This is a genomic window from Proteus sp. G3927 (genome assembly GCF_963894685.1).
Lineage (GTDB): Bacteria > Pseudomonadota > Gammaproteobacteria > Enterobacterales > Enterobacteriaceae > Proteus > Proteus mirabilis.
The window spans coordinates 184,597-210,038 of the sequence record NZ_CAWQGX010000034.1; the positions used below are offsets into that span (position 1 = coordinate 184,597).

19 protein-coding genes are annotated in these 25,442 nt (G+C 38.2%); 6 read left to right on the plus strand and 13 right to left on the minus strand.

Going from position 1 to position 25,442, the window contains the following annotated elements:
- Positions 1-42: 42 nt before the first annotated feature.
- The 3 genes from AACV00_RS16890 to AACV00_RS16900 form a co-directional block, all read right to left on the minus strand.
- Complete coding sequence (locus AACV00_RS16890; protein ID WP_071233538.1) at positions 43-2,415, minus strand: Orn/Lys/Arg decarboxylase N-terminal domain-containing protein; 2,373 nt, start codon at positions 2,413-2,415, stop codon at positions 43-45.
- 93 nt (positions 2,416-2,508) lie between these two features.
- Positions 2,509-3,969 carry a basic amino acid/polyamine antiporter gene (locus AACV00_RS16895; protein WP_046334816.1) on the minus strand — a complete coding sequence of 487 codons (1,461 nt, stop codon included), beginning with the start codon at positions 3,967-3,969 and terminating at the stop codon, positions 2,509-2,511.
- 386 nt (positions 3,970-4,355) lie between these two features.
- Positions 4,356-5,141, minus strand: coding sequence for an AraC family transcriptional regulator (locus AACV00_RS16900; RefSeq protein ID WP_046335167.1), 786 nt, complete (start codon positions 5,139-5,141; stop codon positions 4,356-4,358).
- A gap of 376 nt (positions 5,142-5,517) precedes the next feature.
- Here AACV00_RS16900 and AACV00_RS16905 point away from each other — a divergent pair, with 376 nt between their 5' ends.
- From AACV00_RS16905 to AACV00_RS16915, 3 genes are read left to right on the plus strand one after another with little or no spacing between them, the layout of a single operon-like run.
- Positions 5,518-7,935 carry a DMSO/selenate family reductase complex A subunit gene (locus AACV00_RS16905; protein WP_161680221.1) on the plus strand — a complete coding sequence of 806 codons (2,418 nt, stop codon included), beginning with the start codon at positions 5,518-5,520 and terminating at the stop codon, positions 7,933-7,935.
- On the plus strand, positions 7,932-8,573 hold the full coding sequence (locus AACV00_RS16910) for a DMSO/selenate family reductase complex B subunit (protein ID WP_004246705.1): 642 nt from the start codon (positions 7,932-7,934) through the stop codon (positions 8,571-8,573). Before AACV00_RS16905 ends, AACV00_RS16910 begins: the two co-directional genes overlap by 4 nt.
- On the plus strand, positions 8,570-9,469 hold the full coding sequence (locus tag AACV00_RS16915; RefSeq protein ID WP_004246704.1) for a dimethyl sulfoxide reductase anchor subunit family protein: 900 nt from the start codon (positions 8,570-8,572) through the stop codon (positions 9,467-9,469). Before AACV00_RS16910 ends, AACV00_RS16915 begins: the two co-directional genes overlap by 4 nt.
- A gap of 71 nt (positions 9,470-9,540) precedes the next feature.
- On the opposite strand, the gene AACV00_RS16920 is transcribed toward AACV00_RS16915, so the two are convergent.
- Positions 9,541-11,742 carry an extracellular solute-binding protein gene (locus tag AACV00_RS16920; RefSeq protein ID WP_004246699.1) on the minus strand — a complete coding sequence of 734 codons (2,202 nt, stop codon included), beginning with the start codon at positions 11,740-11,742 and terminating at the stop codon, positions 9,541-9,543.
- 344 nt (positions 11,743-12,086) lie between these two features.
- Here AACV00_RS16920 and AACV00_RS16925 point away from each other — a divergent pair, with 344 nt between their 5' ends.
- Genes AACV00_RS16925 through AACV00_RS16935 form a run of 3 tightly spaced genes read left to right on the plus strand, consistent with a single transcriptional unit; the run spans position 12,087 to position 14,921 of the window.
- Positions 12,087-12,908, plus strand: a complete 822-nt coding sequence (locus AACV00_RS16925) for an MBL fold metallo-hydrolase (RefSeq protein WP_004249024.1) — start codon at positions 12,087-12,089, stop codon at positions 12,906-12,908.
- A 13-nt stretch (positions 12,909-12,921) separates the two neighbouring features.
- Positions 12,922-14,169 carry an MFS transporter gene (locus AACV00_RS16930; RefSeq protein ID WP_110706869.1) on the plus strand — a complete coding sequence of 416 codons (1,248 nt, stop codon included), beginning with the start codon at positions 12,922-12,924 and terminating at the stop codon, positions 14,167-14,169.
- Between the two features lie 38 nt (positions 14,170-14,207).
- Complete coding sequence (locus AACV00_RS16935; RefSeq protein ID WP_110706868.1) at positions 14,208-14,921, plus strand: MgtC/SapB family protein; 714 nt, start codon at positions 14,208-14,210, stop codon at positions 14,919-14,921.
- A 104-nt stretch (positions 14,922-15,025) separates the two neighbouring features.
- Here AACV00_RS16935 and AACV00_RS16940 read toward each other — a convergent pair whose 3' ends face one another.
- The 9 genes from AACV00_RS16940 to fdhF form a co-directional block, all read right to left on the minus strand.
- Positions 15,026-15,970, minus strand: coding sequence for a DUF3427 domain-containing protein (locus AACV00_RS16940; protein WP_053088715.1), 945 nt, complete (start codon positions 15,968-15,970; stop codon positions 15,026-15,028).
- Positions 15,971-16,131: 161 nt separating this feature from the next.
- Positions 16,132-16,827: a hypothetical protein gene (locus AACV00_RS16945; protein WP_017827143.1), complete on the minus strand. Its 696-nt coding sequence runs from the start codon at positions 16,825-16,827 to the stop codon at positions 16,132-16,134.
- A gap of 178 nt (positions 16,828-17,005) precedes the next feature.
- Complete coding sequence (locus tag AACV00_RS16950; RefSeq protein WP_020946439.1) at positions 17,006-17,899, minus strand: dihydrodipicolinate synthase family protein; 894 nt, start codon at positions 17,897-17,899, stop codon at positions 17,006-17,008.
- A 173-nt stretch (positions 17,900-18,072) separates the two neighbouring features.
- Entirely contained in the window at positions 18,073-18,960 is an 888-nt protein-coding gene (locus tag AACV00_RS16955; protein WP_108717211.1) for a MurR/RpiR family transcriptional regulator, read from the minus strand.
- A gap of 190 nt (positions 18,961-19,150) precedes the next feature.
- Complete coding sequence (gene nanQ, locus AACV00_RS16960; RefSeq protein ID WP_004246687.1) at positions 19,151-19,624, minus strand: N-acetylneuraminate anomerase; 474 nt, start codon at positions 19,622-19,624, stop codon at positions 19,151-19,153.
- A gap of 13 nt (positions 19,625-19,637) precedes the next feature.
- Positions 19,638-21,128, minus strand: coding sequence for a sodium:solute symporter (locus AACV00_RS16965; RefSeq protein ID WP_004246686.1), 1,491 nt, complete (start codon positions 21,126-21,128; stop codon positions 19,638-19,640).
- Positions 21,129-21,179: 51 nt separating this feature from the next.
- Positions 21,180-22,049, minus strand: a complete 870-nt coding sequence (nanK, locus tag AACV00_RS16970; protein WP_004246685.1) for an N-acetylmannosamine kinase — start codon at positions 22,047-22,049, stop codon at positions 21,180-21,182.
- Positions 22,046-22,744, minus strand: coding sequence for an N-acetylmannosamine-6-phosphate 2-epimerase (locus AACV00_RS16975; RefSeq protein ID WP_161680219.1), 699 nt, complete (start codon positions 22,742-22,744; stop codon positions 22,046-22,048). Before AACV00_RS16975 ends, nanK begins: the two co-directional genes overlap by 4 nt.
- A gap of 206 nt (positions 22,745-22,950) precedes the next feature.
- Positions 22,951-25,119 (minus strand): formate dehydrogenase subunit alpha, encoded by a 2,169-nt coding sequence (gene fdhF, locus AACV00_RS16980; protein ID WP_049208294.1) that lies wholly within the window; start codon positions 25,117-25,119, stop codon positions 22,951-22,953.
- Positions 25,120-25,442 lie beyond the last annotated feature (323 nt).

Consider the following 25,442-nt stretch of genomic DNA (forward strand, 5'->3'; position numbering starts at 1 on the left):
TCCCACGCCAGATATTTTCATATCGCTATCATTCACCAGTCATTACTGACGGCCTTTTTTAATTGCTGAAACACGGCGTTTAAATTTCACAGATGCAGGCAATTCTTTTGCGACTCGTTCGTCTTCAACAATGGCTCTTACCCAAAAATCTCCGTTTGCATCAACATTGATCCCTTGAATTTCATGCTCAAAACCGGGGAATGTATTGTCAAAATTTTGTAGGGCTTTAAGGTAACCAATAACGCCTTCATCCCCTTTAGGTAAGCGTTCACCTGGCATCAAAACTGGAATTCCCGGTGGATAAGGAACTAACATGCTGGCAGAAATACGACCTGAAAAATCATCTAAATGTACGTGTTCTGTTTTATAACGAACAACCTTTTGATAAGCATCAGCCGGTGACATCACGGGCTCAGGAACGCTATTTACGGCATCATTAATATGTTTCATTAAATCAAGCTCATCCATCTTTTCATGCATAGATTGGCAAAGCTGTTTTAAGGTTATTTTGGCATATTGAGGGGAGATTTCTTTTAGTGAAGGAATAGCTTCTACCGCTAACGCATCCGAATCATAGAGCTTTTTAAAAGTCAGTAAACTTTCTAATAACGTTCCCCATTTACCTTTAGTCACCCCAACAGAGAAGAGGATTAAAAGGGTATAGTCTCCGGTTCTGGCGATTTCAATACGACGATCATCCAAGAATTTAGTCATGATATAACCGGGAATACCCATTTTTTGATACTGCCCATCAGCGGTAATGCCAGGACAAGTTATCGTCACTTTAACGGGATCTAACATACTGTCAGTGTCGGCAATATCTTCATCTGAAAAACCATGCCATTTATCTCCGACTTTTAATGTCCAACATTCAGGCTCTTGGCTTAATAAAGATAATGGTGCTTGTTCAAAACTGTAATTTTCTTTCGTGTTAGGATCACAAACTTGAGTTGGTTGTAGTACATCAAAGAACCAATCAGGATCACCATTTTGCTCTTTTAATTGACGTTTTACTGCTACCACTGCTTTGCGAAATGCAATCGCTTCCTCTATAGACTCCTGAACTAGAGATTGGCCCGATTCCCCTTTCATCATCCCTACCGCAACATCAATAGAAGCAATAATGGGGTAATAAGGTGACGTAGTACCGTGCATCATAAAAGCGTCATTAAAGTCATCAAAATTCAAAGGGGCGCGTGCGCTTTTTTTCACGTGGATCATTGATGCCATAGAGAGTGATGGCAACATTTTATGTGTTGATTGCACAGCAAAAAGCGTAGGACGATCCGGTATATCCTCAGACACGTCCATCGCAAAACGATTTTTATAGAGGGGATGAAAGCGCGCATAAGCATACCATGCCTCATCAAAATGAATTCGAGGTACACTCTTGGCTAAATTTTTCACAACATCATTAACGTTGTAGCAGAAGCCATCATAAGTACAGTTAGTGACTACCGCATAAGTCGGTTCCGAGCTAACAGCTTCTTCTGTTAACGGACTTTCTTGGATCAGAGTGCGAATGCTTGCCTGTGTGAGTCGTCGAGTTGGAATAGGGCCAATTAAGCCGTAACCATTACGTGTCGGTTTTAAATACACAGGACGACCTTGTGAAAGAGTCAACCCATGATTCAGTGATTTATGACAATTTCTATCTACAACAACAATTTCATTAGCGGCTATGGCCCCTTGCGCCACAATACGATTAGAACCCGATGAGCCTGATACGCCATAAAATGTCCAGTCAGCACCAAATAACTCTGCGGCCATTTCTTCGGATGTTTTTGAAGGCCCTGCATGAATAAGGTAATCCCCCATTTCAGCAGTCGCGACACCGATATCAGCCCGCATCATATTTTCACCAAAAAAATTAATGAACTCGATACCGATAGGATGTTTTAAATAAGCCATACCGCCCATATGCCCAGGGCAATCCCAATAATAATCACCATCTTCAGTGAAATCTTTTAGTGTTTTAAAATAGGGGGGTAAAAGACTTTCTGCATAACGATGGATTAAGGTATAAATACGATTAGCGGTAAATGTTGCGGTTTCTGAATAAAGGTAAATATACTCACTTACCTCTTTAAGAATATCGATAGAAACATCATCGGTAATATTCTCTTCAGAAAGGAGAAGTATAGGTGTGTTAGGATTTCTTTTTCTAAATAATGAGAGAAAGGCCTCACCCTCTATATTCATTTTGGAATTATTTTTATCCCAAAAAATACCTACGGCACTATACTTAGGACTCTCTTTTATATATTTAATACCGTGTTCAATATTATCTGCAATCTGAGCAATAAAACCACGCTCTATGATTGCTTGCTTCAATGAATTTAATGCCTGTTTTGCGGGGTTATCTTCTTTTAACCCCACAGAAGAGACAAATAATACATGATGATTAAATTTCACAGACACCTCCATAGGTATCAATACTAATATTGATTAAATTGACATAATCTTATTTATTACATTGATAGAGTTAATTTAATAATTATCCAATCACTAAAATTTAATATAATCATTTAGGTATAAAAAAACTGTTAATATATCCAGCACAATAATAAAAATAAATAATATACGTTCTATAGGACTAAATAGTTCTTGTCCTTCTTGATATCTCGACCAAATAAATAGAGGAATGCCTAATGTCAGTAAAATAGGCACCATAGATAAATATTTAATTTCACAGGCATAAAACATAAATAAACAAAAAGTTAGCCCAATAAGTCCACTAATTAAAGCTGAGGTTTTTCCTTTATTAGCGTATTTAGCAAAATTATCCGATAAACAAAGTTGTAATAAATAAGCCGAGCTAGTCAAATAAGCGGGCAAAACCATTAATGCAGAAATAGCTAACATTGTTAACCAAGCATTATTGGAAAAATAAACAACAAAGACCACTAACTGCATAAAGAGGCTACTAACCCACAGAGACGTAGACGCCGCCCCATTTTTATTTTTCACTGAAAACGCTTTTGGAAATGTACCATTTTGAGCGGCCGCCATCGGTATCTCAGCACAAATCATCGTCCAAGCTAGCCAACTGGTTAATACCGAAACTAATACACCAATATTAATTAACCATTCTCCCCAATCTCCGACGACTGTTTTCAATATTCCCGCTGTTGATGGTGTAGGTATTGTACTCAATGCTTTCTGCGGTAATACGCCAAAAGGTAATACGGAGATAAAAATACAAATAATCAATGAGACAATAAATCCTATTAATGTTGCTTTACCAACATCCTTCTTATTGCGCGCTCGACCTGATAAGGCCACCGCACCTTCCACACCGATAAAACACCATAGGGCAATATCTAAAGGTGCTAATATTTGTGCAGGTATGGGACCTAGATTATCTGCTGGGATTGTGGCGGAATTTCCCCAAAAGTTATTAGTCAACTCTTCATAATTTAAAAAATAGACTAGAATAAACACAAAAATACTTAACGGTATTAACTTAGCAAAAGTACCAATAATATTAATCGCACCTGCTAATTTGGTACCTGATAAAACAAGATAATTGAATCCCCAAATAAGGATAGAAGCACCAATAATAGAAGGAATATTGTTGCCACCTTTAAAATCTCCGGGTAAGAAATAATTTAAGGTATCCATCACCATAATCGCAAACGCTACATTGCTAAAAATGGTCATTAACCAATACCCCCAAGCAACAATAAAAGCAACAAATGCGCCAAAGCCTTCACGAGCATACATATAAATACCCGATTGAAGATCGGGTCGAATATCTGACAGCACCATAAAAATTCGCGCAATAAAATACATACCAAAACCACAAATCAGCCAAGCAATAATAACCGGACCAATTTCAGATGTTGCTGCCATATTTTGTGGTAATCCATCAACACCACTACCTATCATTGAGCTAATTACAATTGCAACCAGTGCAAGCAGTCCTAATTTCTGACTTGTATTATTATTTGAACCGCCTTTTGACATATTTTTGACCCTATTGCAACCACGACTTTATTTACATAAATAGTTATGTAAATGAGTATAGTTGAATATGAAAAATACACCTCAGAAATTATTCAATTAATTGTAACCAACTATTTTTTTAATTAAAAAAAAGATCTAAGTCAAAAAATATTAATTATTTTCTTGCAAACATTTTCATCGCAACAATTAAATTTATATTCGATATATTTGTTTCAATAAAAATTTATATTTATACGGGAAAATTAAAATTAAATAGAATTTAATATAACAATCAATTAATTAAATATTAATTTGAAGTAAGAAGAACATGATGATTAATATAATTATAAATACGTAGCTCGCGTATAAAAACAATCTTAAAAAGAATAGTTATTCATTTGAAATTCTCAAAAATGATCGATGTTCAATCCATCCATACTAAAGTGAGAAGGTGATTGTCCCATCTGCTTTTTAAACATAGTAGAAAAAGAGCTAGCACTGTTATAGCCCAAATCAAAAGCCACAGCGGTAATGCTATGCCCTGATAAAATTTGCGTGAGTGAGTTTAATAGACAGACTTGCTGACGCCATTGTGAAAATGCCATTCCCGTCTGTTGACGGAAAAAACGACTAAACGAGCGTTCACTTTTATGTAATTTCTCGGCCCACTGCTGAGGTAGAGCGTCAATTTTGGGCTGACGAATAAAATCGCGACATAATTTAGCTAATTTACTGTCCTGTGGAATAGGAACAAAGAAAGGCAAAGGTTCGGCTTTCGCTAACTCATATAAGATAAGTTGCATTAAAATACCATCGCGCCCTTTTTTATCATATTGCGCAGGCACATCAACGGCTTCAAGAAGTAATTGACGTAAAAGCGGTGACACTCTTAACACTTCACACTGTTGACTCTGACGAGGAGCTGCCGCTGGCTCAATATATAAACTTCTGGTACTCACATCTAACATGCGTGTTTCATGCCCCGTTTGAGGAGGGATCCACACACCACAAGAGGGAGGGATAACCCATTCCCCATCATTTGTGCTCACTTCAATCAATCCGGTAGCGGGATATAAAAATTGCGCTCGTCGATGTCGATGCGTTTCTAATAGCGTATTAGGCAGATAATCTGTACCCAGCGCAATCACATCTCTCTCAAGGAGATCAACACTTTCTAACGGCACATTTCTCACATTAAACCTACTTTTTTATCTTTCTTGCTGATGAGCAAATCTGGTCACTATCACATTGCAAGATGGCGAATTAACCCCTTTCGCTATTTAGCCACCCTATCCCGTTAACAGCTATAAAACTTATTATTAACACTGTCAATAAATAGGCCGAAATTCTAATGTCATTGTCTGATCTTGGCATGTTGGAAAGCGATTAATCCTCTACTATCCCTCTTGCAGAGGTTGTTTCAGGCGCTCTGTAACGCGGTATGCATTCAATAATAATGCAGCGGAAACCAGATATCCCCATATCAATAGTCTAGAAAACGCATACACATCTTTATATCAAGTATCGGGTAAATTGGCTTCCGCTTATTATGTCTAAGGTAGCATTTATATGAGCAATCAGTCCGATCATCATAGTATTAAGCCAATTTCCGGTGATATAAGTCGTCGCCATTTTATTCAAGCGAGTTCGGCATTAGTCACACTGCCCTTTTTTTCCTCCAACACGATGGCGGCAACACAAGATCATGCAATAGCTGAAAAAACGATTGACGCCAAAGAGAGTGAGCGTGTTGTCTCTACCTGTAGTAGTTTTGACTGTGGCGGAAAATGTGATATTCGCGCGCACGTTAAAGATGGCAAAGTGACACGTATTAGCACTCGACCTGACGCCGATTTAGATGAAGAGATGCCTATCATGCGAGCCTGTGTACGGGGTCGTGGTTATCGTAAATTTGTCTATCATCCTGATCGATTAAAATATCCTATGAAGCGAGTAGGTAAGCGTGGTGAAGGTCGATTTGAGCGCATCACTTGGGAAGAAGCTACGACGCTTATTGCACAAAATATGCAACGCATTACCAAGCAATATGGCCCTGCCTCACGTTTTGTTAGTTTAAGCACCGGGGTGACTGGTGGCATTTTTTCTGGTGCTAATATGCTACGCCGTCTGTTTAACCTAACCGGCGGCTTTCTGGAGAATTATCACTCCGTGAGTAATGGTAACACCCTTGCCGTTACCCCTTATACTTACGGTACAGCCGCTAGCGGAAGTACATTAGATACATTAGCAAATACCCCTTTAGTTATTCTATGGGGACATAATCCTAATGAAACTATTTTTGGGCATTCCAATCATTACTTCCAAAAAATGAAAAAAAACGGCACTAAATTTATTGTCGTTGATCCACGCTATTCCGATACTGCCTCTTCTTTAGCTGACCAGTGGATCCCGCTGTTACCTACCACTGATAACGCGATGATGGATGCCATGATGTATGTCATTGTCAGTGAAAACCTGCATGATCAGGCCTTTATCGACAAATACACCCTTGGTTTCGATGAGCATCAGATGCCAGAAGGCGTTGGTGAAAATGAGTCTTTAGTTGCCTATTTAATGGGGAAAAAAGACGGGATCAAGAAAACCCCTGAATGGGCAGAGCCTATCACTAAAGTACCCGCAGATACTATTCGTCAATTAGCCCGTGAATATGCTTCTACAAAACCGGCAGCATTAATCCAAGGTTGGGGACCACAACGTCATATTTGTGGTGAACGGACGGCACGCGGTGCGACACTGTTAGCGACTATTACCGGCAACGTTGGTGTACGCGGTGGCTGGGCGGCAGGCTATGGCATGGCATTAAACTCTGAGTTACGTAAAACCATTGCCGGCCCAAGTTTATTGACCAATCCCGTTAAAGCAAAAATCAATATCACCAATTGGGTGCAAGCGTGTGAAGATAAAAATTTGGCCACACCACAAAATGGCTTACTCAATGCCGAGAAACTTGATACTGAAATCAAGATGATTTTCTCAATGGCGGGTAATTATATGGTGAATCAAAATACCGATATTCTTCATGCCGCTAAAGTGCTTGAAGATGAATCAAAAGTTGAATTTATCGTCTGTAGCGACCTCTATTTAACACCTAGCGCCAAATATGCGGATATCTTACTGCCTGAAACCAGCTTTTTAGAGCGCTGGAATATTGGAGGCACATGGAGTTATGGCGATTATATTATTCTGTCCGAAAAAGTGATAGAGCCAGAGTTTGAACGTCGTACCGACTACGATTGGTTACGTGAAGTGGCTGATAAACTGGGGGTCGGTGAACAATTTAGCGAAGGTAAAGCCACTGATCGCGACTGGATTGAATATTTAGTCAATGATGCCAGTATTAAACGTCCTGAAGATGGTATTCCTACCTTTGATGAATTATTGGTTAAACGTCGTCATCTGCTAAAACATCGCCCTCATACCCAAAATGTTGCGTTTGAGAAAAATATCCAAGATATAGAAAATAATCCATTTCCAACCCCATCAGGAAAAATTGAGATCTTCTCTAAACGCTTATATGAGATGAAGAATAGCGAGATCCCCGCACTTTCTCATTATGTGCCTGCCATTGAAGGGCCCGAAGATACGTTAACAGATAAATTTCCACTACAACTCATCACGTGGAAAGGACGTAACCGCGCAAACTCAACACAATTTGCTAATCCTTGGCTGCAAGAAGTACAACGTCAAGAATTATGGATCAACCCATTAGATGCCGAAGATAGAAATATCAAACAAGGCGATAAAGTCAAAGTCTATAACGACCGTGGGATCACCTTAGTTCCCGTCAAACTCACACAACGCATTATGCCTGGTGTCGTTGCTTTACAAGCAGGTGCTTGGTGGCAACCAGATAAACAAGGTATCGATCAAGGGGGATGTGCCAACGTCTTAACCTCATCCCGTAGCACCGCAATGGCACACGGTAATGCTCACCAAACTTTATTGGTCGAGGTAGTAAAAGCATGAGTAAATTTATCGTTTATCCCGCAGTAAGCAGTAAACAGCTAGGGTTTTATATCGACAGTGCTCGCTGTTCGGGCTGCAAGGCGTGTCAGGTTGCTTGTAAAGATAAAAATAACCTCGATGTTGGCCGCAAATTTCGCCGTGTATATGAAATCACTGGTGGTGGTTATAGCCGTAATACTAACGGTGCATTAATTAATAATGTCTTTGCTTACACTTTATCTATCTCTTGCAATCATTGCGATGATCCCATTTGTGTTAAAAACTGCCCAACTACCGCGATGCATAAACGCGAAGGTGATGGCATTGTGATGGTAGATACTGACAAATGTGTTGGTTGTGGCGCCTGTGCGTGGTCTTGTCCTTATGGCGCACCGCAAATGGATCCTGAAACCAAGCAGATGTCAAAATGCGATTTTTGTATCGACTTACAACAAAAAGGTGAACAGCCTGTCTGCGTTGCGACCTGCCCACTTGGGGCCATTCAATTTGGTCCAATTGATGAACTACGTGAACGCTATGGTGAAGTTAATTATGTCACTGGTTTGCCTTCTCCTGAAATAACTCATCCAAACCTAGTGATCAACCCTCACCAAGGGGCAAATAATGACACTATAAATAATAAAGGAGAAATAAAATGAATGAATGGTCATTATTGATTTTCACCTTTATGATGAATGCCACTATTGGCTTAACACTCATAACAGGCCTTTTTGCACGCCGTCTTGCACATTATCTCAGTGCTGAAAGCTATTATCGCTTTATGTTACTAACCTTATTGGTGATTTGTGGATTAGCCGGTTTAGGCTCTATTGCCTCCATTACTCACTTAGGCGTACCGTTAAATGCTCCGAATGCCATTAGAAATGTCTTTTCAGCTTGGTTAAGTCGCGAAGTTGCTGTCACTGCCATTTTTGTAGGATGTTTAGGGATCACCTTTTTATGGCTATGGCGTACCGGTAAATTTTCGATGCTGCTATTTAGTGCAAGCCTTCTGATTGGTCTGTTTGACATTTATTGCATGGCATCCATTTATCGCCATACTTCCATTTTAACATGGATGGATAACAACACTTATGTGATGTTTTTTGGCGCGATGCTCACATTAGGGGCAACAATATTCTTTTTGCTGCTAAAGATATTGCAGCGTATAGGTAATAAATTAGGGATAGAAATACCATCAGCCCCTTTCCCTATCCGTTGGAAATGGCAATTGTGGGGGATCATGGCATTTAGTTTAATTGGCCGATTACTCTATCAACCTTTTTATGAACACTATTTAACTCGTACGCTCTATAGCCAAACATCGGTAACCTTTCCGTTATCACCTATTGAAGTCTATTACTCCATTGGCCCATTACGTATGACCAGTTGGATCTTAGCAACTTTGGCTGTATTGGTGTGTGGCTATAGTTTAGTAAAATATTTGATGGGCCAAACTCAGCAAAAATCAACGGAGTCCATTTTTGTCTATGGCGGTATCATGGCAATTATTGCAGAATTTGCTTTGCGTTATGTGTTTTATTCAATTCACTAAATCACGATCAGCCAGTTATTGAAGATGACAATTATCAGGGGAATTATTAGCCCCTGATTTTTTATCAAAGATCATCGTTCACCCTGAGTATCAATCAACAGACGTTGATTAATATAATCAATCGTTTCTTCTATTGTCATAATATGATTAATCACATTAGTAATACCCTGACCAATAATAATCTCAGCTTGCCTTAAGTTAAATAATTTACCATTCGGCACTGATGATTCTCGTATTCCTTGATTAATTTCCTGATAAGCTAGTGTCATCCATGGATAACGGTGGCTAATTTCTTGATTATGACTAAAATTTTCATGGTTACTATTTCCACCCAATAAAATTAAGTGATCCATCACAACAGGAGAATAAAGCCAACGATAAAACAGTTCAGCGTAAGATGATTTTCTACTGTAACGCGACACCCCAAGTACCCCACCCCCTAATTGTGGTACACCACCCGGAACGGGAGCAAAACCAATTTTAGGTAAAATATCGCTATGTGCGACATCATTAAATAAATTCATATAAGAGATAAGCATTGCCAGATGACCTTGCTCAAATTGTCTGACAGAGCCACTCCACCATTTATGGTTGATATTTTCGGTGATCGACAACTGATGCAAATAATCTGCTAATACCTCAGCGGCCAAGGGCATCGCTAAGCGCGGAATATTATCACTACCGATTAAACGCCCACCTTTAGCGTAATAACGTAATAAGTATTCAGTTGCGATTAATCCCGCACTTCCTAATGTGGTTGAAGCTCCCATCGGACAATGAGCTTGCCCGGCTTGATGCAACTCAGTAAAAAACTGAGTCACATTATCGTACTCTTCAAAGGTTGTCGGCACAGTTAATTCATTACCTGTTTTTTCGTAATACATTCTTTTTAAAATAGTATCTTCAAACAGATCTTTACGATAAAACAGTAATTGAGCGCTAGCATCGAACGGCATTGCATAAGCGACATCATTAACCAAACCAAATTTTTGTTGCGTAGGTAAGGAAAAGTGACTCAATAAATCAGTTAATCCATCACCAATTTTATCTAATGGTCGCAATATTCGCTCAGCAAACCATGGAAAACACGCCATATCAATACGCAACAGATCATAATAAGGGTGTAAATGAAGTTGGCTTAAAATTTGATAGACTTCATCATAAGGATGAATAGCTAAATTCACCTTGATACCAGTTTGACGATAAAAATGAGGAAGTAGTTTTTTTAATGCCGTTGTTGAAGGGCTTGGCAACGTTAGTAAATTAAGACTAATTTGTGATTTATCATCACTCATTACTGCTGGTGTTGCCGTATACAGATATGAACTTCGATTTGCGACAGATACATTATTATTTTTGTACTCATGCGGCTCTGCGATTAATAGTGCCTCAGCGACTTCCAAACCAAGCTGAGCATAGTTCATTGGAAAACAATATAACCCTTTTATTACCGGCGGAATATTATCACTTAGAGCAAAGATAATAGGACAATCTGAAGAACTGCCAAAATAGCTTGCTTGTGTTAAATAGCGAGCTTTCTCAATATCTTGTGTGACAAAGATATCGGGGACTTGCTCCATAGAAAAGAAATCAAAAGCAATTTTATAACTCTCTTCATCAGAAGCGCTAAGTATGACACATTTTTTATCGGGTGCAGTTTGAGAAAGCCGTATTTGCAATTGATTAGCAAAAACCTGACTATTTAATTCATCTTGATTATCGCCAAAAATCCCCACCACCTTGCCAGCTGTTTGTGACACTTGCTGGCAAATTGACTCCGCCGCTTGTGCAAAATCTAACGTAAAAAAACGTTGTGCATTGAGGGGTTTGTGATAAATAAAGATAATTTGTGAAGGTGGAAGTTTTAACGTGTCAAAATAGTATTTAGCATCTTTAAGACAACTTACGGTGACTACTTGCTTATAGCCACCTGCAGCAATTTTTTGTAGCAGATCACGCTCAGTGGTCTCAAGAAGATCTGTTAAAAAAAGATCGTAGCTGATCTCTGGAAAATTAACGATCGACTGTCTAAAAGCATTAAAGAAGATCGCATATTTTTCAGAAACCAGTTGGGGTAATAAGATCGCAATTTTATGGCTTCTATTGGTTCTTAGTAGTTGGGCTTGTGTATTTAATTGATAGCCCATCTGTTTAGCAGCTTGATAGACTGCTTCAATTTTTTCAACACTTACATTTCCACGTTTATTCAATACGTTAGATACCGTACCATGCGAAACACCCGCTAGTTTTGCAATGTCCTTGATCGTCGCCATTTCTCTTCTTTCACCTCTATTTCCACCTTCACTAGCATACCTGAATTATTTATCACGACTACTGATAATTGATTTGAACGTTCCACTTACAATTAGCTGATAAATCAATCTATTAAAAATTAAAGATAATAAATAATTATCAATACCAATTAAAATAAATATATATATTAATCAACATATTAGTAAATAATATTTGAATAAGATCACTGATCTGATCTTCATTTATTGGCAAATAACACATGTCATTTTATTATTGGAACGTTCAAATTTGTTTGTAACCTACAAATAGCCAACACCAGAAAATTAATAAAATACTAATAAACAATAAGATAAGGGGATTTATTATGAAGCTTCATTTTTTAGGGACGGCTGCCTCAGAAGGCATACCGAATCCCTTCTGTCGTTGTGAACACTGTCTGAAAGCAAGAAAATTAGCCGGTAAAGATATTAGAACGCACTCTTCTGCTATTGTGGATGACATTATGTTGATCGATGTCTCCCCCACTTTTAGTTACCAACTGATGCGTGATGGTATGGACGCAACACATTTTGAAAGTTTGCTATTTACTCATACTCATCCTGATCATTTTAATGTTGGTGAACTATTTAGCAGAATGGAAGGCTATGGTTTTGAAATTAACCATCCTTTACATATTTTCGGTAACGATCGCGCTATCAATGGCTGTATTGAAGTATTACCAGGTTATACGAAAGAGCGATTTGCATTTCATTGCTTAATCCCTTTCGTTACGGTCGAAAGAAATGGTTATAAAATTACGCCACTGCTTGCTAATCATGCGAAATGGGAACTTTGTTATGTGTATCATATTGAAAAAGATGGCAAAGCTATTTTCTATGGCCATGATTCGGGTTGGTTTCCAGAGTTAACTTGGCAATGGTTAGAAAACAAACCACTTGATATTGTTGTTTTTGAGTGCACTTATGGCTTAAATGGAAAAGATCGTACAGATAATCATATGAGCTTAGAAACGGTTTTTGCCGCCAAAGAAAAACTGCAACAACAAGGCTGTTTACATCAAGCTACACAGATTGTCGTTTCGCATATCTCACACAGCGGTAAATTACTGCATCATGAATTAGAAACGGTTTGTGCTCCTCATCATATCCGTGTTGCCTACGACGGATTAACGTTAGAAACCAATTAAGAGGGGTACGACAATGGATATGAAAATAACTTCTCGCCTACTTATTATGATGTTTGTGCAATATTTCATGCAAGGAGCATGGAATATGACCATGGGACTCGTATTAAGTAGTTATGGTATGGCAAGCATTATCGGCAATGCTTATGCCTTATTAGGTGTCGCGACAATTATCTCCCCCTTATTTATTGGTATGGTCGCAGATCGTTTCTTTGCTTCACAAAAAGTCATGGGGATACTTCATTTAATTAATGCCGTCGTTATTCTCTGTGTTCCCCAATTTATTGAAGCACAAAACAGTGGCATGACATTATTTTTAATTTTTATTATTGGCTTATTGTTTTATCCAACCACTGCGCTATCTAATAGCATTAGTTTCTCCCATATTAATGGGGTTAAATATTTCCCAATTATTCGCGTATTTGGTACGTTTGGTTTTATGGCAATTGGTTTTATATTGGGTGAAATGGGCTTCTCTGGTAGCACAATGACTTGGTATATCGCTTCTGCAGTTGGTGTATTACTCGGTTTCTATTGTTTTACATTACCTAATACGCCACCTAAAGCGAAAGGCCAGCCTTTCTCACTACGCGATATTTTATGTTTAGATGCATTGTCTTTATTTAAAGATCGCTACTTTGCTATTTTGATGTTTAGCATCTTTATTTTAATGATCCCCAAAACAGCTTATTCTGCTTATATTCCTGTCTTTATTAAAGCATTAGGCTTTGATAATGCAGCTTCTATTATGCAAATAGGGATCGCTTGCGAAGTTCTGTTTATGTTTGTTTTGTCATTCTTCTTAATGAAATTTGGCTTCAAAATTACATTACTGCTAGGAGCCGTGAGCTGGATCATACGCTCTATGTTTTTCTCTTATGCGGCAGTAAATACAGAGCTTTACTTTATCGTCATCGGATTAATGCTACAGGGATTATGTTGGGATTTCTTCTTTACTGCGGGAGATATCTATGTTGATCGCAAAGCAAAACCTGAAATTCGTGCACAAGCACAAGGTCTGCGCTTTATTGTCTCTAATGGTTTCGGCTTACTATTTGCTTCCACTATTTGTGGTCAAATCTTTAACACTACCGTAACTGAAACAGGTGATGCAGCATTACCACAATGGTCAACATTCTGGGTCTATCCTGCCATTGTAGCGTCGGTGGTAACCCTATTCTTTATTTTCTTCTTTAAAGATGATGTTTCTAAAAAAAGAAATAGTGAAAATAAAGAAACATCACAAGGAATTACAGCACCTTAATTTTAAAATAAAAAATAAGCCAACGTCAGGAGCAAACCATGGATGCATTAATACAGTTTGTTGACACTATTGGCCCATTATCACTATCAAGTATTGCTAAATTACTGACCGCCTTTATCTTAGGCGGTCTTATTGGCTTAGAGCGTGAATCAAAGGGAAAACCAGTTGGTTTTAAAACTTGTGTCATTATTGCTGTTGCCAGTTGTTTATTAACCATTGTCTCTATCCAATCAGCCGAATATTACGCCAATATTTCTGACAATATTCGCAGTGATCCCATGCGGTTAGCTGCACAAATTATCAGTGGGGTCGGCTTTCTGGGCGCTGGTGTTATTTTACATCGACGAGATGACGCCATTTCAGGATTAACGACTGCGGCCATTGTTTGGGCATCTGCGGGAGTGGGTATCGCCTGTGGCTCCGGCTTTTATTGGCATGCTATCGTTGTGACTTTCCTCTTTTTTATGGCTATTAAACTGAGCCCACAAGTAGTGCTGTTTCAAATGAATAATCAACGCTTAGGTAAAATTAAAGTGCGAATGCTATTTACTCATGAAAGTGGTGTTCCTCTTTTAATTGACTATTTAAAAAGCAACAAAAACGTTATTGAAAACCTGACTATTCGTGATATTAAAAAGGAGCGCGTTGAAGTTAACTTAAAACTACTTGTGCGACAAAAAATAACCTTACCAGAGTTTTATTGCTCATTAAAACAATTACAGCATGTACATTCTGTTTCGCTAGATCACTAGTGTATTTAAAAGCAAAAATACACTTTAATTTAAATGACAACACTATTTTTATTTTACTTATCTATTTGCGTATTAATTTATGTTGTCCGTATTTTATCCATAAACTATCTTTTACTAAGGTGGTAACGATAGACTGTCGCTTCTAAACATTTTTCTTCTGGTTTCCAGTTTTTAATAATATTAACTAAACCACCATTAGCATAATAATTACCATCTTTTTGTAGAAAAATATCTATGTTATTTACAATATATAAATCAGTTTCACACTCGGCTGAATGAGCGGATAAAACCTCATTACGAGTAACATAAACCGCATCACCTTCTGTCGTCGTACCTTTAACCTCGACACGCCTAAATGTATTATTTTTATGGCATTCTAAATCATAAGGACTATTAGAAGAAGTATCAATTACTTTAAAACCTTGTTTTTTATAATCTTCTTTTGCTTTATTCATTGCATACAGCTCTATTGCCTTTCTCTTTTTAATGTCAGTAACTCGACCTTGATAACTTGTTTTTTCTTTTTTCAATATCAAAGGTAAGTTGTTATCAAGATCTAAAGTCTCTATTTTTTCCCAAGCATAAATGGCACTTAGTTCTTTATTAGGTTTATCCTGATAATCAAGCACATTATATAAAACTTGAACCGGTCTGTTACTGTTATATTCTATATAAGATAGTCGACCAACATAAATAAAGGGTTGACTTCTACTTTTAATTTTTTCATGTATTCGAACAAATAAAATAACGGTCTCACCAGTAAGTATTCTTTTTATATGAGAAGTTTCCGTTGTATTCTTATTTTGTGATTCCCAATGAAATTTCTTACCGTTATCAACAAATACATCATTGTATTTATGGCTATCTTCTTTGCTTCTTTTATCTAAAGTTACAAATAGAACAATACAATTTTTAAAACTTGTAATTCCTGTTATCTCTTTATTATTTTTTAGTGGTTCTACATTAGCTGTTACTAAAGCTTCATTTTTACTATATGAATTTCCAACAATTAGATTAGTGTAATTAAATTCTTCATCTTTCCGTTTCATCATAAGGCCTTATTCGCTAAATTACATAGCTAATTATATTAGCTAAAAACTATTATTTATCCAAATAAGACAGCAAACATTTATAGAAAATTTAGATATATTATGATTTCAACATCATCAAAGTTAAATCACACAATCTTGTATACAAGATACCAAGCTCTCTAGAAGCACTGTTGATTAAACTCTATCGTCTTATTCAACAATATTTCAGATGATAGTGAGCCTTTGCTCACCACAAATTTAGGATAGTTAATGCTGGTTTTAATATTGATTGGAAGTGATAATCGATTATGTGCTAAAAATTGAAAAAGTGGTGTTATTTTTTCTGATGACACGCTTTCCTGTAAGCGCCCAAGCGTAATGTGAATAATATTTTTATGCAGATGATGATCAATGGGGATTTGCTGGTAAACCTGTTGTCTAAACTGCGTTAATGTTTTTGATACACCTATTAATATCACGCTTCCATTAGTCGTTAAAATAATATCATTAAATAGGATCTCAATCTTTCCTATCTTATTAAAAATATTCGTTATTTTTTGACACCAAGCCAATAACATTAATTTCTGAGGCTCAAATAACGCTATAGGTTGATTAAAAATGGTCAACAAAGTGCAATGAAGTTGTAATTGTGGAGTCACCGCTATAAAAGGAAATTGCTGAGCAATTTGCTGACAATAAACATCTAATTGTTGACTAAAAGGGATAAAATTCTCATCCACCTTTGGTTTATCAATAATGAGCTGCCCCGCATTTAAACTCAAATCGATAATATCTTCATTATTAATCTGTTGTAACCACTTTTCATTGCGCGATAATTTTTTAACTGTTGCTTGGGTTAAAAATGAATAGGCCATCGATAAACCTCGGTAACGAAGATTGTTATTAGTACATTGAATTGAATGGTACTTAAAATCAAGTCATAAAGTAGATAATAAAAAAGTGGCTCTCAAGCGAAAGCCACTGTCACATCCAATGGGGGAGATGTTAAAGGATAGGTTTATCTACAATGTCATGCTCTAAGCAAAACGCAATTTATGATAAGAAATTTGCCGCCTTAAATTTCGCCAATGCATCTGCTTTTTGTTCAGCTGTCAGTGGGCGTAAAGGACGACGAGGAGCGCCAACATCAATACCATGCAATTGCATTGCTACTTTGCCTGCAGCAACGCCACCGTATTCGACTAAAACTCGAATAATAGCGATAACTTTATCCATGCAATCTGCCACACCTTGGTGATCACCCTGATTAAATTTCTCAATTAACTCAAGATATAACGGTGCAGCGTAGTTATAGGTGCTACCTACAGCGCTTAATGCACCGCAAGCTAATCCTGCCGGAATAAATTCATCAACGCCAAATGGAATATCATATTTACCTCCCTCTACCCGTAAGCAACGCTGAAATTCATACATATCAGGGGAGTTAAATTTCATGCCAGATAAATTGGGGATCACTTTACCTGCTGCTTGTAAAAACTTTTCCATATCAATGCTTAATCCTGACATGGTGGAATGATAATAGTAGAAACCTTTTGAGGGTGCACTTGCCGCTGCTAAACGACAATATTCTACTAAATCATCAACATGACTAGGTTTAAAGAAGCAAGGGCCAATCACTGATGTGGCTTTAATATCTAATGTGTCAGCATGACGAGCAAGTTCTAACGTATCAGCAATACTTAATGCACCAGTATGAATAATAAGATCAAGTTGTCCCTGACTCGCTGTAACCCAACGTTCAGCGACTTTTTTACGCTCTTCAACCGAGCAATGTATACCTTCACCAGTAGTACCTAAGACATAAGCCCCTGTTACCCCAGTCGCAATTAGGTGCTTAGCAATATCATCAATAACAGGGTAATTAACACTACCGTCCGCAGCAAAAGGAGTATGAGGCGCGGCAATCAGTCCAGAGAGTTTGTTCATGATCACTTCCTATGGAGATTAATTTCTTTATTAATTAACTTATGGAGTTTAACTCTATATTAGAGAGCGACTAGTCATAACGCAATAACGAAAATAGCTCTGAAGGAAAGAGAAAGGTAAAACTGTGATCTTTAGCTACTTTCTGCTCAAGATGCTTTAAAATAGCAATAAACTTATGCTGAATGCGTCTGTTTTAACGCATTGAGAGTACGTAATTTCTGCTCTTTTACTGTTTCAGGCTTAGCCTGAACTAACAAGGTATAAAGCAAATCTAAAACAAAAAGTTGTGCTGTTTTTGTGCCAATAGAATCGCCTTGTAATTTCCCTTGTCGATTACCATTAATTAAATGGTGATCTGCATATTCCATAATTTGTGAGCCTAAATTATGCGTCAATACAATCGTGCTTGCGCCCGCTTCTTTAGCCAATTTCAATGCATGAACCGTTTCTAATGAATTACCCGAATGACTAATACCGATAGCGACATCACCAGATTTTAATAATGAGGCTTGCATATACATAAAGTGGTTATTAGTTACGGCATCAACACGATAACCAATACGCATAAGTTTATTTTTCAGATCTTCCGCAGTGATCCCCGAAGAGCCAACGCCGCAGATAAAAACATAGTTTGCTGATAATAGTGCATTGACCGCCCCTTGCACTTGTTGCATATCGAGCAAATTTAATGTTTCTGATAACACATTATTTATTGTTGCTTGCAATTTTAGGCCAATAGTATGGATATCATCTTGGTGACTGACTTCTGCATCAAGGATTGGCGATTCATCATTATCTGATGTTGCCATTTCAATCGCCAAATCCATTTTAAAGTCTTGAAAACCTTTATAACCCAATGTCCGACAAAAGCGGACAACCGTCGCTTCACCTGCTTTGGTTGCTTGAGAGAGTTGGGCAATAGATAACTGAGTCACTTCCGTAGGATGGAACAGGATATAGTCTGCAATACGTTGCGATACGCGAGTTAAACTATTTTTCATAGCGCCTAGCGTATCAAGTATTTTACCCGGCTTTAATCGAGTTGTTGCCTGTTCTGTCATGGACATTATCCTTGCTTGCAGCAAATACACGAGAATAGAATTTTGCCCACAAGAGTACCAATTCCAACAGGTTAAAAAAAGCCTTGTTAAGACAATAATGTGATAATAACAAAACGCCTTATTCTCAGTATCACTATAACTCCAACTAACTGATACATGAGAAATAAAGCGTTTTATTAAATAATAATGATTAGTGAGTTAACGCGGCAACATCTAGTTTAATAACCACTTTCTTTAATGTACTGGCCTCATTTTTCTGCGCAATACCTGGCTTATGTGGCTCATAAGGCATAAAAATGGCGAACATATTTGGTGTAAGGGATAATGTTTGACGATGTATGATGTTATCAGTCAACTGATAATCATCCGTTTCATTATAAGGTGTCACATCTTGTGCCGAACCTTGTATTCCAAAATCAATTGTCTCTTCACCTGATAGTAAGATCTGAATATCGATATAACGCTGATGCAATTCGGCTTGTTTTTGCTCACGAGGCACGGTTTCAAAAGTCATAACATTCATAAACAACGTCTCACCATCAATTTTATAGCTGCCCGGTGCAAGTGACGCGGGATCAAGTGCTAATGCTTTTTCCATTGCATGACGTAACGCTGGATTCATTTCTGGCATAGTCGCCAAATCAGATAAATGTCCAAATAACATAGATTATTCCTTCTTAGTTCTCTGATGTTTCACTGTCATCTAAGGAAAGCTGTTTTGCTGGTGCGAAAAGTGGTGCCGTAATGGTTCCTGCAATCACCACTGACATTGAACCAATGACTCCATAGAAGAAGAAGTTAAGATCACTGCCATAACGTGCAGCCAATACTGCAATAATACTCACGATGATCCCAACAACGGCGCTACCGGCATTAGCACGTTTTACAAAAATTCCCAGCATAAATAGGCCTGTCATTGGTCCGCCCATAAGACCTATAAGGCTATTAAATGCATCCCAAATTTCAGCTTCATCGGATAAAACTAACCAAATTGCCGCTAAACTACTGAATATTCCTGCCACAATAATAACTAACTTTGCGACTTTCATTTTTTGTTCAGGACTAGGGGATGATTTACTAAGACGAGTATAAATATCAGAATTAAAGCAACTTGAAATACTATTTAAACTACTAGAAATACTTGATTGTGCAGCAGCAAAAATAGCTGCAATAATTAACCCTGCAATACCGATAGGCATTTCCGTCACGATAAATAGTGGCAAAATTCCCCCCGTATTAAATCCTGCGGGTAATAAGCTTGGGTTTTGTTGGTAGTAAACAAACAATGCAGAGCCGATGGCAAAAAAGAAAATAGGAATAATAGCCACTAATTTAGCGTTAGTTATCAATGTACGTTTAGTTTCTTTAATAGAATCGGTAACGATATAGCGTTGCACAACATCCTGACTAGCAGTAAATTGCTGAATATTGGCAAATAAAAACCCAATCATTAATACAGGAATAGTGCTATCTGTCCAACTCCAGCGCCATTGTGTGGTAGGAAAGAATTTATCTGCTTGTGCTGTAGTAGTAAAAATTTCGCTAATACCACCATCAACTTTAAAACAAATCATAATAAAGATCAGTACAGCACCACCAGAAAGTAATAAACCTTGAATAACATCCGTCCAAATAACGCCTTCAATGCCCCCCATCCAAGTATAAATAATGCATAATAAGCTTATTAATACGATTAACACGACCGGATCAATCCCCATAAAAGGACGTAAAGCTAGTACGGTTAAATAAGTAATAATAGCAACACGCCCAATATGGAATAACATAAATGAAAGGCTAGCAAATAAACGACTACGAACATCAAAACGAGCTTCTAGATATTCATAAGCGGAGGTGATTTTTAATTTTCTAAAAAAAGGAATATAGAAATAAAAAACTAAAGGTAAAATTGCAATAGCTAAATACTGTCCAATAATAAAGGTCCAATCAGAAGTATAAGCTTTAGCAGGAATGGACATAAATGTAATCGAGCTTAATGTGGTCGCAAATACAGACACTCCAGCGGCCCACCCAGGAACTCGCCCTCCACCACGGAAATAGTCATCCGCAGTTTTTTGACGTTTAGAAAAATAAACACCCACGAGTAACATAGCTGCCAAATAGCCAAACAGCACTGCATAGTTAATAAAACCAAAATCATGTAATTGCATTTTTTAGTCCTGCCATATGTAGGGTAAAAGGTAAGTTTTACGACAGTTTTTTTATTGCTCTCTAGACCATAGGGCTGCGCCCCATAATCCAGCATCATGATGATAGTGAGCTGATACAATCGGCACTTGTAATGCTAATGGTTGTTGTGCCATAGCAACTTGAACCAATTCGAGATAGCCGTTAGCAAGCCCCACACTGCCACCAAGCACAACACAATCAGCATCTGTTGTAGCTTTAATATTTGTGATCAAATTAGCTATGGTGTTGGCAGAGCGTTTAATAATGGTGGTAGCCTGTAAGTTTCCCTGATGAAAAGCACTGAAAATTGCCTTAGCATCTTTACCAGCAAGTTCCCCTTCAGCCTGTGAGGCAATCGCACGCCCCGATGCGATGGCTTCAACACAACCATAGCGGCCACATCCACAACGAGGGCCTCGAGGATCAGCTAAGGTATGACCTAAATGGCCTGCAAGACCACGTTTTCCTATTAGTAGCTGTCCTTGCTGAACAATGCCTCCGCCAACGCCGGTTGAGACCGTAATAAACGCCATATCAGATATAGTGTCACGACGATGATAATACTCAGCCCATGTGGCAGCTTGGGCATCATTAAGTAACCAACAAGGTGATCCGGTAAGGGTTGATAGTGTTTCCATTAAAGGAAAATCGTTTAATCCACCTAAATTATCGGGGTTTAATGCGGTTAAAATGCCATTACAAATGATCCCTGTTGATGCAACGGCAACACTATCGGCATGGTTTTTTAATGGTGTAATAATGCTAACTAATGCTTCATAAAGTTGTGTTGGAGATGGACTTGCTGGTGTTGCTATTTGTCGATGTTGTGTCAATTGGTTATCTCGGCTAATTAATGCTGCCGAGATTTTGGTTCCTCCAATATCAATCGCTAATGTATTCATCTATCTAACTCCTGCTGCCACTTTAATGCCTGAGTAAACCACTCACAGACATGTTCAAGACGAGTTAATGCAGAGCCAACGGTGACAGCCCAAGCTCCCGCTTGCATACCCCTTGCCGCCATCATTGGTGTGTTATAACGCCCTTCCGCAATCACTCGACATCCTTGCTCTGCTAATGCGGTCACCAGTTGAAGATCGGGTAATTTTGGTATTTCCCCACCGGTATAACCTGACATCGTTGAGCCAATAAATTCAGTACCGAGTTGATGACAATACATCCCTTCATTAAAAGTGGCACAATCTGCCATCGCTAGTTTTCCTAAACGATGAACATGCTCTAGCAATGCTTTCACGGGAACTGGGCGTAGGCGATCAGTACCATCAAAAGCGATAATATCTGCACCAGCTGCAGCCAATGCTTCAATATCATTTAACCAAGGCGTGATCCTGACAGGGCTATCAGGCAAATCACGTTTTACAATTCCAATAATTGGCACATCAATAAGAGGACGTGTTGCTTTTAAATTATCAATTCCTTCAATACGTACTGCGACGGCACCTGCATTTACTGCTGCTTGAGCCATTGCGGCTACAATGTCAGGTTTATCCATTGGACTATTATCAACAGGTTGGCAAGAAACAATTAACCCACCTTTTTGTTGAATATCTTCAGTCATCTTTTCAATTAGTGCCATGTTGAACTCACTGCTCTCTTTTTTTTGAAATGTAACTCCGAATTATATTATTTTACGGAGTTTTATTTCTCAATCAGAAAAACTACGATCTGTGAAGAAGATCAAACAATGACCAAATTGATATAACATGATGATAAATAAACAGAATAAAAATGGAGGCCAAATAGCCTCCATTGATTTTGTTATATTTCTCTTGAGTGATTAATTTAGTGTGTCGCTGTTTTTGCTTGCTCGACTAAATTAATTAAACGACTTCTCATAGCGTGATTATCTTGAGCGACTTGGCTTTCTGCCCATTTTTGATCGTCAATCTTCACCACTCGTGCAGCACAATATTTAGTTTCTGGGGTTTTTGAAACAGGATCGAGATTATCTTGTGTCAGTTCGTTACATGCACCAATCCACCATTGATAAGTCATATAAATAGCTTGTTTATTAACGGTTTCGTTTAGATTACACCGTGACAACACCTTACCTCGACGAGATGCAACCCAAACAATTTCTTGATCAGCAATACCTGCCGCTTTAGCAATATCAGGGTGAATTTGCACATACCCCGGTTCATCTGCTAATGATGCTAATGCTTTACAGTTACCCGTCATTGAGCGACAAGAGTAGTGCCCTACCTCACGTACCGTTGATAAAATCATTGGATACTCTTCATCAGGCAATTCTGCAGGAGCGCGCCATGCGGTAGCAAAAAGCTGGCCTTTACCTGATGGCGTTGTAAATCGATTATCTGAATATAAATAGGGTGTTCCCGGATGATCGAGTTCAGGACAAGGCCATTGTATATGGGCTAATCCCGCTAATTTTTCATAGGTCGCACCGAAAAATAGCGGACATAATGCTCTTACCTCATGCCAAATTTCTTCATTATCTGTATAAGACATTGGATAGCCCATAGCCGTGGCTAATAAACTAATGATTTCCCAATCACGTTTAACGTTACCACGTGCTTGTACTGCCTGTTCAAAACGTTGAAAACCTCTATCAGCACAAGTAAAAATACCACCGTGCTCACCCCAACTGGTAGAAGGTAAAATAACATCTGCTTGCTCTGCCGTTTTCGTCATAAAAATATCTTGAACCACAATAAAATCGAGCGCTTGAAAACCTTTTCTAACCAGACCTAAATCTGCCTCTGTTTGAAGTGGATCTTCTCCCATGATGTAATAAGCTTTCACTTTACCTTCAATGGCTAAATGAGGGACTTCAGTAATGCGATAACCCACTTGCGGATCGAGTTTTTCAACCGGAATATGCCAAGCTTGAGCAAATTTTTGACGAATACCTTCATCTGTCACACTTTGATAGCCGGGGAACATATTGGGTAAAACCCCCATATCACAAGCACCTTGTACATTATTTTGCCCGCGAACAGGGGCAACCCCTGCATGTGGTTTGCCTAAATTACCCGTCAATAACGCTAAACTCGCTAGCCCTTTCACAACATCTACCGCTTGACCAAATTGTGTTACCCCCATTCCCCACATAATGGTTGCTGTTTTTGCGGCTGCATAAGTGTGCATAGCTTGGCGGATCTCGCTTGCAGAAACCCCAACAATACGTTCTACTGCTTCAGGGCTATAATCCACTAGCTGTTTTTTATATTCTTCAAAACCTTCGGTGTAACGACTCACATATTCTTTGTCATAAAGATCTTCATCAATCAGCGTATAGGCAAATGCATTAACTAACGCCATATTGGTGCCATTCTTTAAGGGAAGATATTGATTAGCAATCTTCGCTGTTTCTATTTTACGGGGATCACAAACAATAATTTTGGCCCCTTTTTGTTTCGCTTTCACCACACGACGCGCCACAATAGGGTGAGAATCGGCACAGTTATAACCAAACACCAACAAACAATCTGAATCTTCAATATCAGCAATGGAATTACTCATTGCCCCATTGCCTAGTGTTTCTTGTAAACCAGCAACAGAAGGGCCATGACAAACACGGGCACAGCAATCAACATTATTATTTCCCAGTACAGCACGAGCAAATTTTTGCATCACAAAATTGGTTTCGTTACCTGTACCCCGAGAGGAGCCGGTGCACATAATAGATTTAGCACCGTATTTCTCTTTAATTGCGAGTAACTTTTTAGCCGTAAACTCAATCGCTTCATCCCAACTGACAATTTCAAAATCAGCCCCTTTTTGTCGGCGGATCATCGGTTGATGAATTCTGGCTGTCAGTAATTTATTGTCATTTAAAAAATCCCATCCATAGAGACCTTTTAAACAAAGCTCGCCTTGGTTAGTGACGCCATTGGCACCTTCAGCTTTGATTATTCGACCATTTTCGACACAGAGATTGATTTTGCAGCCAGCGCCACAATAAGGACAGACGGAGTTGATTTTGTTCATTTGATATCCTTTCCCCTAACTAGGGAGTAAAAGAGTCATAAAGAACATCCAACTAAGCACGATTTATGCCAAGTAAAAAACCATGTAAAAATAAGTAGATAGTATTTCTGTCACTGGCTACCAAGGTTATATCGACATTTTTGTCGACAAGATTTTCTGAGCAAAAGTTATCAAAACGTTATCAAGTTTTTTAAAAAAAGGGCTTTCATTAATTTGTTTTTATGATATAACAAAATAGTTATTTGTTAGCAGTGGCATTCAATAAATCAGTGCAACAAACCAAATTCATTTCAATAAAGAGCAAAAACATGAACATTAACACT